This is a genomic window from Fulvivirga sediminis (genome assembly GCF_016757215.1).
In the GTDB taxonomy this organism is placed as follows: Bacteria; Bacteroidota; Bacteroidia; order Cytophagales; family Cyclobacteriaceae; genus Fulvivirga; species Fulvivirga sediminis.
Genome location: NZ_JAESIY010000009.1, coordinates 117,844 through 133,302 on the forward strand (window position 1 = coordinate 117,844; position 15,459 = coordinate 133,302).

Below are 15,459 nucleotides of genomic sequence, written 5' to 3' on the forward strand. Positions count from 1 at the left end.
AAGTTTGATAATTATTATATTAAAAAAGATAGCTGATCCTTTTTATAGATATACCAATAATCCTAGAGTAAAGAATTACATAAAAAGGACTCCATTTCAACATTGATATTATAACAAAACTTAAAATAGAACAATGCCATCCCTCAGGATTTATCCTATTAATAAAACCAATTTTATTTAAAACTATTATACCGCTCATCAAAATCAATGGAGAGCAATTATAAAAGCAAAAAAAAATCTGCTTTGGCATAAGCAGATTTTTTTATGAAAATAACTTCTATTTAAGCTGATTGCTGTAACGTGGGTTCCTGTTCAGCCCCTTTCTCTTGTTTCAGCAAGAGATCTTTTGCGTGCTCTTTATTTTTTGAATGTAAAATATGCTTAGGCACTCCTCTTAAATCCCAAATCAAACCCAGCCAGCTTAGCATTTTTAGGCCATAATAAGTGATATCTATCTCCCACCAAAAGAACCCATTTCTTGCAGCCACCTGATAGTAGTGATGATTATTATGCCACCCTTCACCCAAAGTAAGAAGAGCCAGCCAAAGACTATTTTTAGAATCATCTCCTGACTCATACCTTTGCTTACCAAATTTGTGCATAATAGAGTTAATGGTAAAAGTACCATGATAAAGTATCACCGTGCTCAAGAAAAAGCCTATAAACAATGTTGAAAGGCCATGGTGTGTGAATACTAACAATGGGCTACCCCCATTTACCCAGGCTCCCACAATTGTAACTACTAAACCAAGCACTATAGGCGGTACCGCATGATATTTATTCAACCATACCAGTTCTGGATATTTAGCATAATCACCAATGGTCTTATAGTCGGTTTTTTTGAAATCGGGTCCAATAATCCAACCTATGTGTGAATACCAAAAACCATATAATTTCATAGAGTGCGGATCAGCGGGAGTATCACTATAACGATGGTGATGCCTGTGGTGTGCAGCCCACCAAAGTGCTCCTTTTTGCATTGATGTCTGTGCCATAAAAGCAATCACAAATTGAAACCATCTAGAGGTCTTATATGATTTATGAGAAAAGTATCTATGATACCCTCCTGTAATCCAAAACATTCTAAAAACATACAACGCGGCACAAACTATCCAATCGAATAAAGTTGCCCCTGTCCAAATTGCTGCCAAAGGCATAAGGTGCACAATAGCAAAAGCAATCTCTTGCTTCAGAACGGGTTTATTTCTTTTTTCTAAAACTACTTCTGACATTTTTTGTCAATTAAAATTAATTGCAATTATAACTATAAAATCCATTCGGCTTCCTGAGTATGACAATAATCATAAAAACCGCATGTGATGTTTCTAAAAAACATAAGCTCAAAATAAACGTTCCTTTTAGGATTCTTTTTTTTCAAGAGCCGTCTTTATTTCATTCAATTTAAGGAGAGCTTCTACAGGTGAGATAGTGTTGATATCCAGCTCCTGAAGCATCGATTTCACCACCTTAAAGCGTGGATCAGCTTCAAAAAGACTCATTTGGAAATTAGCCTTAGGCACCTCTTCCAACTTCTGCTTCGTGTCATTTTTATTTTTATCCTTCTCTAAAAAATGCATAATCTCATTAGCCCTAATCACTACATTATTGGGCATGCCTGCCAGCTGAGCCACATGAATACCAAAACTATGTTCACTTCCACCTTCCTTTAGCTTACGCATAAAAATGATCTTATCTCCCACCTCTTTCACCGAGACATTGAAGTTTTTTATTCTTGGAAAATCCTCCTCTAACTGATTTAATTCATGGTAGTGGGTGGCAAATAAGGTTTTCACTCTATAATCAGGGTGATTATGCAAAAATTCCACAATAGACCACGCTATAGAAACACCATCATATGTACTGGTACCTCTACCAATCTCATCCATCAGCACCAAACTTCTATCGCTTAGGTTATTAAGAATACTGGCTGTTTCCGTCATTTCCACCATAAAGGTAGATTCTCCTTTAGACAAATTATCTGATGCTCCTACTCTTGTAAAGACCTTATCCACGATACCAATTGAGGCACTTTTAGCCGGCACATAAGATCCCATTTGAGCCATAAGGGTAATTAAGGCTGTTTGCCGAAGTAAAGCAGACTTACCGGCCATATTTGGCCCGGTTATAATAATAATTTGCTGATTATCATTGTCTATAAAAACATCATTGGGAATATATGTCTCACCTATTGGCAACTGCTTTTCTATAACAGGATGCCTCCCCTCCTTAATATCTATCGTAGTAGAATCATTAACATTAGGCTTCACGTACTTATTAGCCTGAGCCACCTGGGCAAAAGAGGAAAGACAATCAATAACCGAAAGAACCCTCGCATTTTGCTGAATTTGGGTAACATAATCTGCAGCATTAAGCACTAGTTCATTGAAAATACGATGTTCTATTATAAACAGTTTCTCCTCGGCATTTAATATCTTTTCTTCATATACTTTAAGCTCTTCCGTAATATAGCGTTCTGCATTAACCAAGGTTTGTTTTCTTATCCACTCTCCCGGCACCTTATCTTTGTGGGCATTACTCACTTCCAGGTAATAGCCAAAAACTTTATTATAGGCAATTTTTAAAGAAGGAATACCTGTTCTTTCACTTTCCCTTTGCTGAATCTGCACCAAATAGTCTTTTCCTGAATAAGCTATCTTTCTCAACTCATCAAGCTCTTCATCTACTCCATCCCTAATCAGACCTCCTACTGAAGCGTTTATAGGCACATCTTCTTTAAGTTCATTTTCTATTTTCTCCAATAAAAACTCGCACGGGTTTAGTTGGTCAGCCAGCTTTTTTAGCTCATCAAAATCACTGTTTTGAAGAGTAGTTTTAATAGGCAGCGTGTTTTGCATTGCCTTTTTGAGCTGATTCATTTCCCTAGGATTAATCCGACCAACAGCTACCTTTGAAATCAACCGCTCCAGATCACCAATATTTTTTAAGTTCTTCTGCACCTCTTCCTGCAAATCAGGAGTTTGATGAAAGCCCTCAACTATTTTCAACCTCTGATTAATAGCATTAATCTCCTTAAGCGGCAAAACCATCCATTTCTTCAACTGACGAGAGCCCATTGGCGTAACCGTACAATCCAATATATCTATAAGAGGAACTCCACCATCATGCTGAGGAAATATGAGTTCAAGATTTCTAATTGTAAACTTATCAAGCCATACATACTTATCTTCGTCTATTCTGGAAATAGCCGAAATGTGTTTCACTTCCCTATGCTCCGTTTCCTCGAGATAATGTAAAATGGCTCCTGCAGCTATGATGGCATGATCCATTCCTTCTATGCCATATCCTTTTAAAGAAGAGGTTTGAAAATGGTTTATTAATTTTTCATAGCCAAAGTCCAAACCGTATATCCACTCATCTAAAGAAAAGGTAATGTATTCATCCTGAAGAAGCTCTTCAGCCTGCTTTTTTGCAGCCTTACAGTAAATTACCTCTGAAGGAGAAAAACCTTGAAAAAGCTTAGAGACGTAGTCCATTGACCCTTGTGCCGCCATAAACTCTCCGGTGGAAACATCAAGAAAAGCAACGCCAGCTCCATTTTTATCAAAATGAACTGAAGCTAAAAAGTTATTGGCTTTTTTCTCCAGCACATTATCATTAAAAGAAAGTCCGGGTGTAACAAGCTCAGTGACACCTCTTTTGACTATTCCTTTTACTGACTTGGGATCCTCCAGCTGATCACATATAGCTACTCTGTTACCTGCACGAACCAGTTTTGGCAAGTATGTATCTAAAGAATGATGAGGAAATCCGGCCAATTCAATATGAGAAGCAGAACCATTGGCTCTCTTAGTAAGTACTATATCAAGAACCTTACTGGCTCTTACCGCATCTTCACCAAATGTTTCATAGAAATCACCTACTCTAAAAAGCAATAATGCGCCGGGGTACCGGCCTTTTATTGCATTATATTGTTTCATTAATGGAGTCTCTTTCGCTTCTTTTTTCTTAGCCATGGATAGGGTTCCGTTTTCACCACAAAGATTAACTATTTTGAGAGTATTAACAACTTATATTCAATGACACTAATTGACATTAAATTATTATAAAGCTCGAAAATACCGCATTTTTGCAGGATGAGAAAATTAGCCAATGAAGAGCTAGATCGAAAAACAGTAGAAGAGTTTAAAGAAGCGGAGAAGCTTCCTGTCGTTATTTTGCTTGATAGCATCAGAAGCATGAATAATGTAGGATCAGCCTTTAGAACATCAGATGCCTTTCTTATAGAAAAAATTTATCTGGGAGGCATAACAGCCACACCACCACATAGAGAAATAACTAAAACGGCATTGGGAGCTACTGAGTCTGTAGACTGGGAGCACGCAGAAGATACTCCTAAGCTTGTAGATGATTTAAAAGCTGAAGGTTATGAGATAATAGCTATAGAGCAAGTAGATGAAAGTATTGCTCTAAATGAATTCAAACCAGAAAAGAACAAAAAGTACTGCTTAGTTTTTGGCAATGAAGTATTTGGTGTAAGTGAAGAAGTAGTATCAAAAGCTCATGTTTGTCTAGAAATACCTCAACATGGAACCAAACACTCCTTAAACATATCGGTAAGCCTAGGCATAACCATTTGGGATTTTTACAATAAACTGTCTTAAAAAAAAAGCAAGGCCCGATCTTCTATCGGGCCAAACTAAAAACATGGTCGGTAACTACCGTCCACAAATCAAACCAGAGAGAACTTAATTAACAGCCGCTAACGCATCAATTGTACCCCAGCCATATTCCGAGTTTCGATTAGGGTACAGATCGGCCGTCTCTTTAAGTTTATTTAAAACTTGATCTCGATTCCAATTTGGATGATTAGACCATACCAAAGCTGCAATTCCTGCTGCAGTAGCTGTGGCTACAGAACTACCGCCTACGGTTGATGGCTGATCACCACTCATAGCTAGGGTTAATCCATGCCTATCATTAGAGGCCTTTTCCATTACAATAGTAAAATCCACTTTAGGGCCTGAGTGGCAAACATCACATCTTTCGTATTGCCCTTCTTTTATACCAGTAACAGCTACGGTCTCGCTCATAGAAGCAGGGAAAATCACTCCATACCAATTAGTAAAAGAAGTAGAAGTACCTGCTGCCGCAAATATCAACTTGCCTTTTCCATATGCATATCTAATGGCATCCTCTACTTTAGAATTAGTGAAAACATCTCCTATAGACATGCTTATAATCTTCACACCTGTTCTATCTCCCAGAAAAACCAGTGCATCTGAGACTCCAGTTTTCTCTTTACCACTATTTACGAGCACATCTCCTGTACCTCTTACGGCTACTAAATTAGCATTATAAGCCACTCCTACTGAAGAACCAGAGTTAGATCTTGGCGCTGCCATTACACCAGCCATAGCCGTTCCATGCCCACATTGGTCATCAGGCCCATCCGGATCTGTATCCCATGGCCAGAAACTGCTATTGTAAAATCCATACTTGTTAACATATCTGCCGCTCGAATAACCGGAATTAAACTGACTGTTCAGTTTAGCTTGTCCTGCAGAAATGCCAGTATCAATTAATCCTACCGTAATACCTTGTCCTGTAGCGTAATTCCAGGCCTGAGGTATATTCATAAAACTGTAGTTCCATGATACTTTAGCATTCGGTGAAATCACCATATAATCATCGAGGGAAAGACCATTTTCAGGATCATTGCTACAACCACTATCGCTTTCCTCCCGGTTATTCGTGCCAGCAGACCTGAAGTTAACTTCATAACCCAAAGGCTCTGCATATCTCACATTAGGAAGCTGCCTAATGCTCTTTATAATTTCAAAATCTGATATTTTAATTTCAATAAAAGGCAGCACTGCGTGCTCAAAAAGATTAAGGTCAGCACTTCTAAGCGACTTGCCACTATTCTCACCCTTATCTTTTATAGTCTTTAAAATATCTAGCCTGGCCTTTTGCCATACCTCATCTTCTACATCAATATAAGCCATTTTACGAGCTATATTCTCTTCAGATGTAGGACGATAACCTATCGTCAGAATACTATCTCCTAACATTAGAGCGCTAAATAACTCTTCATCAGAAGCTTGAGACCACCTAAACTCATCTTTCTCTTGCAATGAGGAAATGATCATATTATCTAATTGTTCTCTTGACAGCAATCTGGGTTCTGGCTCTAGAAATGTTTCTGGCGTAATATTCTCTGAATCATTATCACAGCCAAAACTAACTACAAAGATTACTGCCAATAAAGCCAAATACTTTCTCATTAGCCTGGGTTTAGGTGGAACAAAAATCAACCGCAATCGATTTCTAAATCCAATATGAAAACTTTTAACAGAAAAAGCAACTAAATTTTACTGAAAGAAGCAGAATAAAATTTTTTAAATGATCCGAGTGCTAAAACACTAAAAATTAAGCACTTCCTTTAAGGATGCATAGCCAGAACGACTTACTGATATTTTTGATGTATCCTTCAATATAGCTACATAACTATCTTTAGTATAGGGTTCTAATCGATCAATCATACTTACCCTTACAATATAGGAACGATGTACTCTTACAAACTCAGCTGCAGGAAGAGACTGTTCCAGATATTTCATAGTTATCTGCTTTAAGTATTTCTTCCCCTCACTATACAAGGCCACATAATCATCTTGAGCCTCTATATAATCCAGCTTAGCTGTGGGAATAATCACTATTTTATTTCCTGACCTTACTACTATTCTTTGTAACTGCTCAACCTCCTGCCGCTTTTCTTCCAGCAAAGCATCCATAGTTATAGGTGAAGATTCCAGGTTTTTTAATTTCACTCTTGCCTTTGCTAATGATTCTTCAAACCGCTGTTTTGAATAGGGCTTCAATAAGTAATCCACAGCACTTTTTTCAAAAGCCTTAATAGCATACTCATCAAAAGCAGTACTAAAAATAATGACAGGCACTTCATCCAACAGCTCTAACATTTCAAAACCTGTAAGCTTAGGCATTTGTATGTCTAAGAAAATCAGATCAGGCTTCATTTCTTGTATAACTTTAACTCCCTCAAAGCCATTGCTACATTCAGCTATAACCTCAATATCCGGCTGATCCTTTAAATATGCCGAAATCACATCTCTGGCTAATTTTTCATCATCTATTACGAGCGACTTGATCATTAGTTATTAGATTTTGTGGAATGAGTAAAATAACTGTAAAGCGTCTTCTTTCCTTTTGAATAGTAACTAGCCCTGGTATTCCATAGATAAGCTCAAGCCTGTTTCGGACATTTCGCAGACCTATTCCCTTTCCTTTTAAAGGTACAGATTCAGAATCGTAGCTGTTTGATATAGCAATCTTAAGATTACCATCATCGCAGGTACATTTTGTATGAATAGTTACCTCCTCCAATTGCTCATATATGCCATACTTAATTGCATTCTCATATAATGGCTGAAGTATCATATTAGGCAAGGTCATGTTTTCACACTGGCTATCTATCTCGTTTTTTATACATAGCCTATCTCCAAACCTAATTTTCTCAATATCCAGGTATAAATTCATTTGTAAAAGCTCTTCTTTCAAATTATGGCTTTCGGGGGCATCTCTACCTAACGAAGAACGTAGAAAATCTGACAATTTAATAACCATATCTCTAGCTATTTCAGGTTCAGTAATAGTTAAAGAGCTCACTGAATTAAGACTGTTAAATATAAAATGGGGATTGATTTGAAATTTTAGCATTTCCAATTCAGAATGCTTAAGCAAATCCCTCATTTCACTCTCTCTTTGCTCTCTTTCATTAAGGTCAGTATTATACTTCAAAAGATAATAAACCATAATAATAATGAGCAGGTAAAGTATTCCTACTAGCAACCTCCAGGGCATAGTACCAGATAAAAGGTCTATATAAACCTGATCGTCTGAAAAAATTTGACTAATAATAAGAAAGGCAATATAATCTATAAGTGACAAAGAGATCAGTAATGAAAGTGCTATGCTCACTATGCTGGTAGCAAGCCCTTGCTGTGCCGGAGATACAAATTGAATAACGTACCAATAACTCAGGCCCAATGCAGCCATTAACAAATTAAAAACAGCACTATCCAAAAAAGCTTGAAGCCAACCTATCTCATAATGAAAATGTAAAATACTAATGTGAGTAAGGGCTACAATTACCCAAGCTAACAGATAAATGAATATATTCTTGTTTACAAGTGGATGCTTCATTATTTATTAATTATCTGGTAAGCTTTACATCACCGCCACCAAACATTACAAAGCCCTTTATTACCAATATCTTTTGAGGGTCTGGTACTACCTTCAAGGCTGATACCCTTTTATCACTAAATCCTCCTAGTACTGCTGAAACCTCCACATGCACTGTCCAGTCTGGTGGCACCACAATAGAGGTTCCTCCAAACATAGCAAAAAGATCAAGTACGTTTACGCCAGGATATAAGTTGGCATTCCTAAGATCTATAGTAGAACCGCCAAAAACAGCATTTATCCTACCTCCCTTAAAATTTTGAGAATCGATATTGATCTCATGCCCACCAAATACAGCAAAATCATCAATGTAGTCTATTCCCTTTTTTTTTTCGTCATCTGTAAAGCTAACCCCCTGTCTATTATTATTCTCCCTAAAACCCCGACGAGTAATAAGCGATATACCAATGAGGACTATTACAGCAGGCCAAAATATCTGCCATATATTAAAGTGATGTAGCCATCCTAGATCTCGGGCCAGCAAAACACCACCTAAAGCAATAAACACAACGCCGACTTCTGGTTTTTTACGACCAACTATTAAGTAAATACCAAGCAATATAAATAAGCTTTTTACTGAAATGAATACATGAGGAATAAAATAAGGGATCAGATCAAGGTTATGCAATAACAAAGTTCCGCCCATGATCACCAGAAATACTCCTAGCCATACTCTCCTATCATTATTTGAATGTTCGCTCATAATTTTAATGTTTAATTATATTCTATTTTACCTCATTCATAACTTATCTGTTGAGCCTGATCGGTAAACAACGCGCATATACCGGTGAGTAACGAACTTTTCCTTGTAAAGTCGGCTAATATATGATAATAATACCCATAATAGATACCCTTCTATACCGCTCTGCAATAAATATTTTATATTTTTGCCAAAAACAGAAAAACCTCTTTATTCATGGAATATCGCATAGAAAAGGACACTATGGGCGAAGTAAAGGTACCTGCTGACAAGTACTGGGGAGCCCAAACCGAAAGATCAAGGAACAACTTTAAAATAGGGGCTGCAGCCAGCATGCCACTTGAAGTAGTTTATGGTTTTGCTTATTTGAAAAAAGCAGCCGCCCATACCAATCACGCTTTAGGCGCTTTAGATGAAGAGAAGAAAAACCTTATTTCTAAGGTGTGTGACGAAATTCTGGAAGGAAAGCATGATGACCAGTTTCCATTAGTAATATGGCAGACGGGGTCTGGTACGCAATCCAATATGAATACGAATGAGGTAATAGCCAATCGTGCTCACGTTATTAATGGTGGTAAACTAGATGATTCTAAAAAAACTATTCACCCCAATGACGATGTAAACAAATCTCAATCATCTAATGATACTTTCCCTACTGGAATGCACATTGCTTGCTACAAGATGATTGTAGAAACTACCATTCCAGGAGTTGAAATGTTGAGAGATACATTAAAACAAAAATCAGAGGAATATAAAGATGTTGTTAAAATAGGAAGAACACATCTTATGGATGCGACTCCCCTTACCTTAGGGCAAGAGTTCTCTGGTTATGTGTCTCAACTTGACCATGGATTGAAAGCATTAAAAAACACACTGGCACACCTTTCTGAGCTAGCCCTAGGTGGTACTGCCGTAGGCACTGGTATTAACACCCCTGAAGGATACGCTGATTTGGTGGCTGAAAAAATAGCTGAATTTACTGGACTTCCTTTTGTAAGTGCTGAAAATAAATTTGAAGCCTTGGCTGCTCATGATGCTATTGTAGAGTCTCATGGAGCTTTAAAGCAATTAGCCGTTTCTTTGAACAAAATCGGAAACGATATCCGCCAACTAGCTTCTGGTCCAAGAGCAGGCATAGGAGAAATTAACATCCCTGCTAATGAGCCAGGATCATCTATTATGCCAGGAAAAGTAAACCCAACACAGTGCGAAGCCTTAACTATGGTTTGTGCACAGGTAGTAGGTAATGATGTAGCTATTTCTGTAGGTGGATTACAAGGTCAATATGAGTTGAACGTATTCAAGCCAGTAATGGCGGCTAACTTCCTTCAATCTGCACGTCTAATTGGAGATGCCTGCGTATCATTCACTGAAAACTGTGCTGTGGGAATAGAGCCTAATTACAAAAACATTGAGCAACATCTTAATAATAGCTTAATGCTTGTAACTGCTCTGAATACTCACATTGGATATGAAAAAGCTGCTAAGATAGCTAAGGCTGCTCATACTAATGGAACCACCCTGAAAGAAGAAGCCGTTAAGTCAGGATTTTTAACAGAAGATGAGTTTAATGAGTGGGTTAAACCCGAAGATATGGTAGGTAGCTTGAAAAAGTAATTTTCATTATCTTAAATATATTAACTATATTTTCGAATATTTTTTAAAATGCAATAAACTAAATTGTCTGAAATAACAATAAATTAGCAGAAATTTCAGACAAGCGGCCTACATTTTTAACGGCCTAAAATTAAAATTTTAGACATATGAAAAGAATAACTGCATTACTTACGTTGGTATTGGCTGTAGCTTGGGTCACAAGTTCGTATGCTCAGCTTTCAAAAGACGAAGAAAAGGAGTGGAAGAATAAAGCAAAAGAATACAAAAAAAGCCCTGAAGAGCTAAAACAACTGGTGGAAGCAAAAGAGTCATTAGAAGGAGAAGTAAGCTCACTGAAAAATGAAAACACCGGTTTACAGTCAAGAGTAAGCGATCAAAATGCAAAAATAAGTGAGTTGCAAGAAGATATGTCTAAACTTAGAAATGACTTAGCAAGCGCCAGAGCTGAGCTTAGAGATGCCCAAGCAGCTCCCGCTACCTCAGCCCCATCTACTGACGGTAAAATGGTAGATGGAGTAGTTTTTAAAGTACAAGTAGGAGCCTTTAGAAATAAAGATCTTTCAAAATACTTTGATAACAATGAGAATTTCAGCGGAGAGAGTGAAGATGGTATGCAAAAAATCACTTTAGGCCAGTTTAGAGACTATTGGGAAGCCGACACTTTCAAAAAATACCTAAGAGAAATGGGCGTGAAAGATGCTTGGATCGTTCCTTATAAAGATGGTACAAGAGTAGATATAAAAGATGTACTAGAAGGAGTTATCGCATCAGGCGGGCCTTCAGACTCTGAATAAATTTATCTCATAACATGTATGAAAGAAAAGCAGTGCAATTGTACTGCTTTTTTTATTGGAGGTCATTAATTTAGAGCCATGGTGGAGAAAAGATGGGCGTTAAAAGAAGCTGCTGAAGAAGAGGTAATAGAGAACCTACATAATGCTATTAATGTAAGCAGGCCATTGGCCAATATATTAGCTCAAAGGGGAATAGATAGTTTTGAAGCCGCTAAGTCTTATTTCAGGCCTTCATTAAAAATGCTGCATGATCCTTTTTTGATGAAGGATATGGACTTGGCTGTTGAACGTATAGAGAAAGCTATCGCTAAGCAGGAACACATTCTAGTATATGGAGATTACGATGTCGACGGCACCACCTCTGTAGCCTTATTCTTCCACTTTCTAAATTCTTTTTATCCCAATTGCGACTTTTATATTCCAGACCGCTATAAAGAGGGGTATGGGGTTTCAAGGCAAGGTGTAGATTGGGCGCACGAAAATAACTTCTCACTAATCATCACCCTAGACTGTGGCATTAAGTCAGTAGAGCTAGTAAAAATCGCCGCTGAAAAAAAAATTGATTTCATTATTTGCGATCATCACCGCCCTGGAGATGAACTGCCTCCTGCAGTAGCCACCCTTGATCCCAAAAGAGATGACTGCCCCTATCCATACAAAGAATTACCAGGCTGTGGCATTGGTTTTAAACTAATGCAGGCACTAACACAGCGTAATCCTAAATGGTGCAAAAATCCACTTGATTACCTCGACCTGGTAGTAGTTAGCATTGCATCAGACATCGTACCCATAACCGGAGAAAACCGTGTGCTTGCTCATTTTGGAATAAAGAAACTCAATGAAGCCCCTCGTCCTGGCCTGGCTGCTCTCATGCACCTGTCTGGAGTTAAAAAAGAAATAAATATTACAGGAATAGTATTCGGCATGGCTCCCCGTATCAACGCGGCTGGCCGAATAGATCATGCAAAGATGGCTGTTAACTTGCTGCTAGCCTCCTCTGAAGATGAAGCCTATCACTATGCTGAAAAGCTTAATATCCGTAATAATAAAAGAAAGGATTTTGATTCTAGCATTACTGATGAAGCTATCAAAATGATAGAAAATGATGACCTGCTAAAATCTTCAAAAACAACCGTACTATTTAAAAACGACTGGCACAAAGGCGTAATAGGTATTGTCGCCTCACGCTGCATTGAGCATTATCACAGGCCTACCATCATTTTAACAGAATCAAACAATAAAGCAGCTGGCTCTGCCCGATCAGTACCTGGCTTCGATGTATACAATGCCATATCCAGCTGTAGTGATCTTTTGGAACAGTTTGGAGGACACAAATACGCAGCAGGCCTCACTATGGACATAGAAAATATCCCTGCCTTTCAGCAAAAATTTGAAGAAGTAGTAGCTAATTCTATCCCAGAAGAGCTCCTAATACCATTGATTAATATTGATAGTAAAATCAGCTTCAATCAAATCAGCAAAAAATTTCTTAATATTATTGCACAAATGGAGCCTTTCGGACCAGAAAATATGCAACCTGTTTTTTTAGCTGAAAATGTAAGTGTGGCAAGCTCTTTGAGAGTATTGAAAAACCAGCATCTTAAATTTATTGCACAGCAGAAAGGCTCTAACCTTAAGTTTGATGTAATAGGATTTAACCTGGCGGAATATGAGCCCCTCATCCGAAACGGACAAAATTTCAGCATAGCATTTAATGTTGAAGAAAATAATTATATGGGTTATCAGTCCATTCAATTAAAATTAAAGGATATCAAGTTTGAATAGTTACTTTTGCACTTATGATCTTACGAGCAGACCACTTAATAAAAAAATATAAAAAGCGTACAGTAGTAAACGATGTCTCTGTAAAAGTTGAGCAAGGAGAGATAGTAGGGCTATTAGGACCTAATGGAGCCGGTAAAACTACTACTTTCTATATGATAGTAGGCCTTATAAAACCAAATGAAGGAGAAATCTTTCTTGAAGGCGAGAACATCACCCATCTACCAATGTATCGCAGAGCTAAACTAGGAATAGGTTACTTGGCTCAGGAGGCCTCTGTTTTCAGAAAGCTGACCGTAGAAGAAAATATTATGGCTGTCTTAGAGTTACGCAAAATTTCTAAGGCAGAACAAAAGGAAAAGTGTGAAGCCCTGCTTGAAGAATTCAGCTTAACTCATGTTAGAAAAAACCTTGGAATGGTTCTTTCTGGAGGAGAAAGAAGAAGAACAGAAATTGCGCGAGCACTGGCCGTAGACCCAAAATTCGTACTATTAGACGAGCCTTTTGCAGGAGTGGACCCAATAGCAGTAGAAGAGATTCAAACCATCGTAGCTAAGCTAAAGCAGAAAAATATAGGTATACTCATTACTGACCATAATGTAAATGAAACCTTATCTATCACAGATAGAGCTTACCTCATGTTTGAAGGTAAGCTTTTAAAAGCTGGATCTGCGGAAGAACTTGCAGCAGATGAACAGGTTCGAAGAGTTTACTTGGGTCAGCACTTCGAATTAAAAAGAAAAGTCTAAGAGCCCTATTTCATTCGGAATTTGCTATTTTTAGCATTGACACTAAGGCCTAACTACTGTAACTCGTGGATATACTCAATTCCATATTAACCTGGGTGATGAAAAAGCGCATACATGATATTGAGCTTTTTTTAAAATACCCACATGAAGTTCAAAGAGAACTACTTAAGAAGCTCGTTACTGAAGCAAAACATACTGAATTCGGCAAAAAATACGGATTTAAAGACATCAGTAATTATGAAGAGTTCAAAAACAGGGTTCCTGTACATTCTTATGAGCAACTCTTTCCTTATATAGAGCGTCTTATGAAGGGAGAGCAAAATATTCTATGGCCTTCAGAAATCACCTGGTTTGCAAAATCTTCAGGCACTACTAATGCCAGGAGTAAATTTATACCTGTATCTCAAGAGGCACTTGAGGATTGCCATTTTAAAGGAGGCAAAGACCTTATTTCGCTCTATGTAAACAGTAATCCTGAAACCAGAATGTTTACAGGAAAAGGATTAACCATAGGAGGCAGCCATCAAATCAATGAATTCAGCCCTGATTCTAACTCCTTTTATGGAGATGTTTCTGCTGTGATAATGAAAAACCTCCCCATATGGGCTCAGTTTATCCGTACCCCAAAACTGGAAGTAGCTCTAATGGATAAATGGGAGGAAAAAATAGAAAAGATGGCCATGATCACATCTGAAGAGAATGTGACCAACCTGGTAGGTGTACCCACTTGGACCATCTTACTAATACAGAAAGTACTTGCCCTAAAAGGAACCAATAATATACTTGATATATGGCCTAACTTGGAGGTATTTTTCCATGGTGCCGTGTCATTCACCCCTTACAGAGAGCTGTTTAATAAACTTATTCCTTCATCAGGAATGAACTACTGGGAGACGTACAATGCCTCAGAAGGGTTCTTTGGCATTCAAGATGTAGCCAATAGTGATGACCTACTTCTAATGCTTGATTATGGAATATTCTATGAATTTATTCCCTATGATCAGCATGATGAGGAACACCCTGATACTTTAACCTTAGATCAGGTAGAAATTGGAAAAAACTATGCTCTACTCATCACAACTAATGCAGGACTTTGGCGCTATAAAATTGGTGACACAATAAAGTTCACCAGTTTATCACCCTATAGAATTAAGATATCAGGCAGAACTAAGCATTTTATCAATGCTTTTGGTGAAGAGTTAATTATTGAGAATGCAGAGAAAGCAATTACTATTGCTTGTGAAAATACAGGAGCCATTATCGATAATTATACAGCCGCTCCTATTTACTTCGACGAAGGAAGTAAAGGAGGACACGAATGGGTGATAGAATTCAAGCAAAGCCCTTCTGACTTAGACACCTTCTCTCAATTACTAGATGAAAATCTAAGAAAAATAAATTCTGATTATGATGCCAAGAGGTATAAAGACATGGCACTTGTAATGCCTGTAGTACATGATGTACCAGAGGGCACCTTCTACAACTGGATGAAAAAGCGAGGAAAGTTAGGCGGACAAAATAAAGTGCCACGATTATCAAATAATCGCGAACATATTGATAGTTTGCTAGAAATGATCAGTAGCACTCAAGTATAAGA

At 37.8% G+C, this 15,459-nt stretch carries 12 protein-coding genes; 6 read left to right on the forward strand and 6 right to left on the reverse strand.

The features are described from left to right. Window positions 1-281: 281 nt before the first annotated feature. Window positions 282-1,232, reverse strand: coding sequence for an acyl-CoA desaturase (locus JL102_RS16665; protein WP_202245572.1), 951 nt, complete (start codon window positions 1,230-1,232; stop codon window positions 282-284). Between the two features lie 126 nt (window positions 1,233-1,358). Continuing rightward, a complete protein-coding gene (mutS, locus tag JL102_RS16670; protein WP_202245573.1) occupies window positions 1,359-3,974 on the reverse strand; it encodes a DNA mismatch repair protein MutS in 2,616 nt (871 codons plus the stop codon). 120 nt (window positions 3,975-4,094) lie between these two features. Here mutS and JL102_RS16675 point away from each other — a divergent pair, with 120 nt between their 5' ends. Further along, window positions 4,095-4,622 carry an RNA methyltransferase gene (locus tag JL102_RS16675; RefSeq protein WP_202245574.1) on the forward strand — a complete coding sequence of 176 codons (528 nt, stop codon included), beginning with the start codon at window positions 4,095-4,097 and terminating at the stop codon, window positions 4,620-4,622. Window positions 4,623-4,706: 84 nt separating this feature from the next. Here JL102_RS16675 and JL102_RS16680 read toward each other — a convergent pair whose 3' ends face one another. From JL102_RS16680 to JL102_RS16695, 4 genes are all read right to left on the reverse strand, one after another. Beyond that, window positions 4,707-6,245, reverse strand: coding sequence for a S8 family peptidase (locus tag JL102_RS16680; RefSeq protein WP_202245575.1), 1,539 nt, complete (start codon window positions 6,243-6,245; stop codon window positions 4,707-4,709). A 138-nt stretch (window positions 6,246-6,383) separates the two neighbouring features. Beyond that, window positions 6,384-7,130, reverse strand: coding sequence for a LytR/AlgR family response regulator transcription factor (locus JL102_RS16685; protein WP_202245576.1), 747 nt, complete (start codon window positions 7,128-7,130; stop codon window positions 6,384-6,386). Beyond that, window positions 7,105-8,181 carry a sensor histidine kinase gene (locus JL102_RS16690; RefSeq protein WP_202245577.1) on the reverse strand — a complete coding sequence of 359 codons (1,077 nt, stop codon included), beginning with the start codon at window positions 8,179-8,181 and terminating at the stop codon, window positions 7,105-7,107. Before JL102_RS16690 ends, JL102_RS16685 begins: the two co-directional genes overlap by 26 nt. Before the next feature lie 10 nt (window positions 8,182-8,191). Continuing rightward, the gene (locus tag JL102_RS16695) at window positions 8,192-8,923 is read right to left on the reverse strand and encodes a LiaF transmembrane domain-containing protein (RefSeq protein WP_202245578.1); all 732 of its coding nucleotides are present in this window, start codon (window positions 8,921-8,923) and stop codon (window positions 8,192-8,194) included. Between the two features lie 213 nt (window positions 8,924-9,136). Here JL102_RS16695 and fumC point away from each other — a divergent pair, with 213 nt between their 5' ends. The 5 genes from fumC (at window position 9,137) to JL102_RS16720 (ending at window position 15,457) form a co-directional block, all read left to right on the forward strand. Further along, window positions 9,137-10,537 carry a class II fumarate hydratase gene (gene fumC, locus JL102_RS16700; protein ID WP_202245579.1) on the forward strand — a complete coding sequence of 467 codons (1,401 nt, stop codon included), beginning with the start codon at window positions 9,137-9,139 and terminating at the stop codon, window positions 10,535-10,537. A gap of 146 nt (window positions 10,538-10,683) precedes the next feature. Continuing rightward, window positions 10,684-11,331 (forward strand): Ezrin/radixin/moesin family protein, encoded by a 648-nt coding sequence (locus tag JL102_RS16705; protein ID WP_202245580.1) that lies wholly within the window; start codon window positions 10,684-10,686, stop codon window positions 11,329-11,331. Window positions 11,332-11,409: 78 nt separating this feature from the next. Beyond that, complete coding sequence (gene recJ, locus JL102_RS16710) at window positions 11,410-13,116, forward strand: single-stranded-DNA-specific exonuclease RecJ (RefSeq protein WP_202245581.1); 1,707 nt, start codon at window positions 11,410-11,412, stop codon at window positions 13,114-13,116. Window positions 13,117-13,130: 14 nt separating this feature from the next. Next, complete coding sequence (lptB, locus tag JL102_RS16715) at window positions 13,131-13,862, forward strand: LPS export ABC transporter ATP-binding protein (protein WP_202245582.1); 732 nt, start codon at window positions 13,131-13,133, stop codon at window positions 13,860-13,862. Between the two features lie 98 nt (window positions 13,863-13,960). After that, entirely contained in the window at window positions 13,961-15,457 is a 1,497-nt protein-coding gene (locus JL102_RS16720; RefSeq protein ID WP_202245583.1) for a GH3 auxin-responsive promoter family protein, read from the forward strand. Window positions 15,458-15,459: the final 2 nt, after the last annotated feature.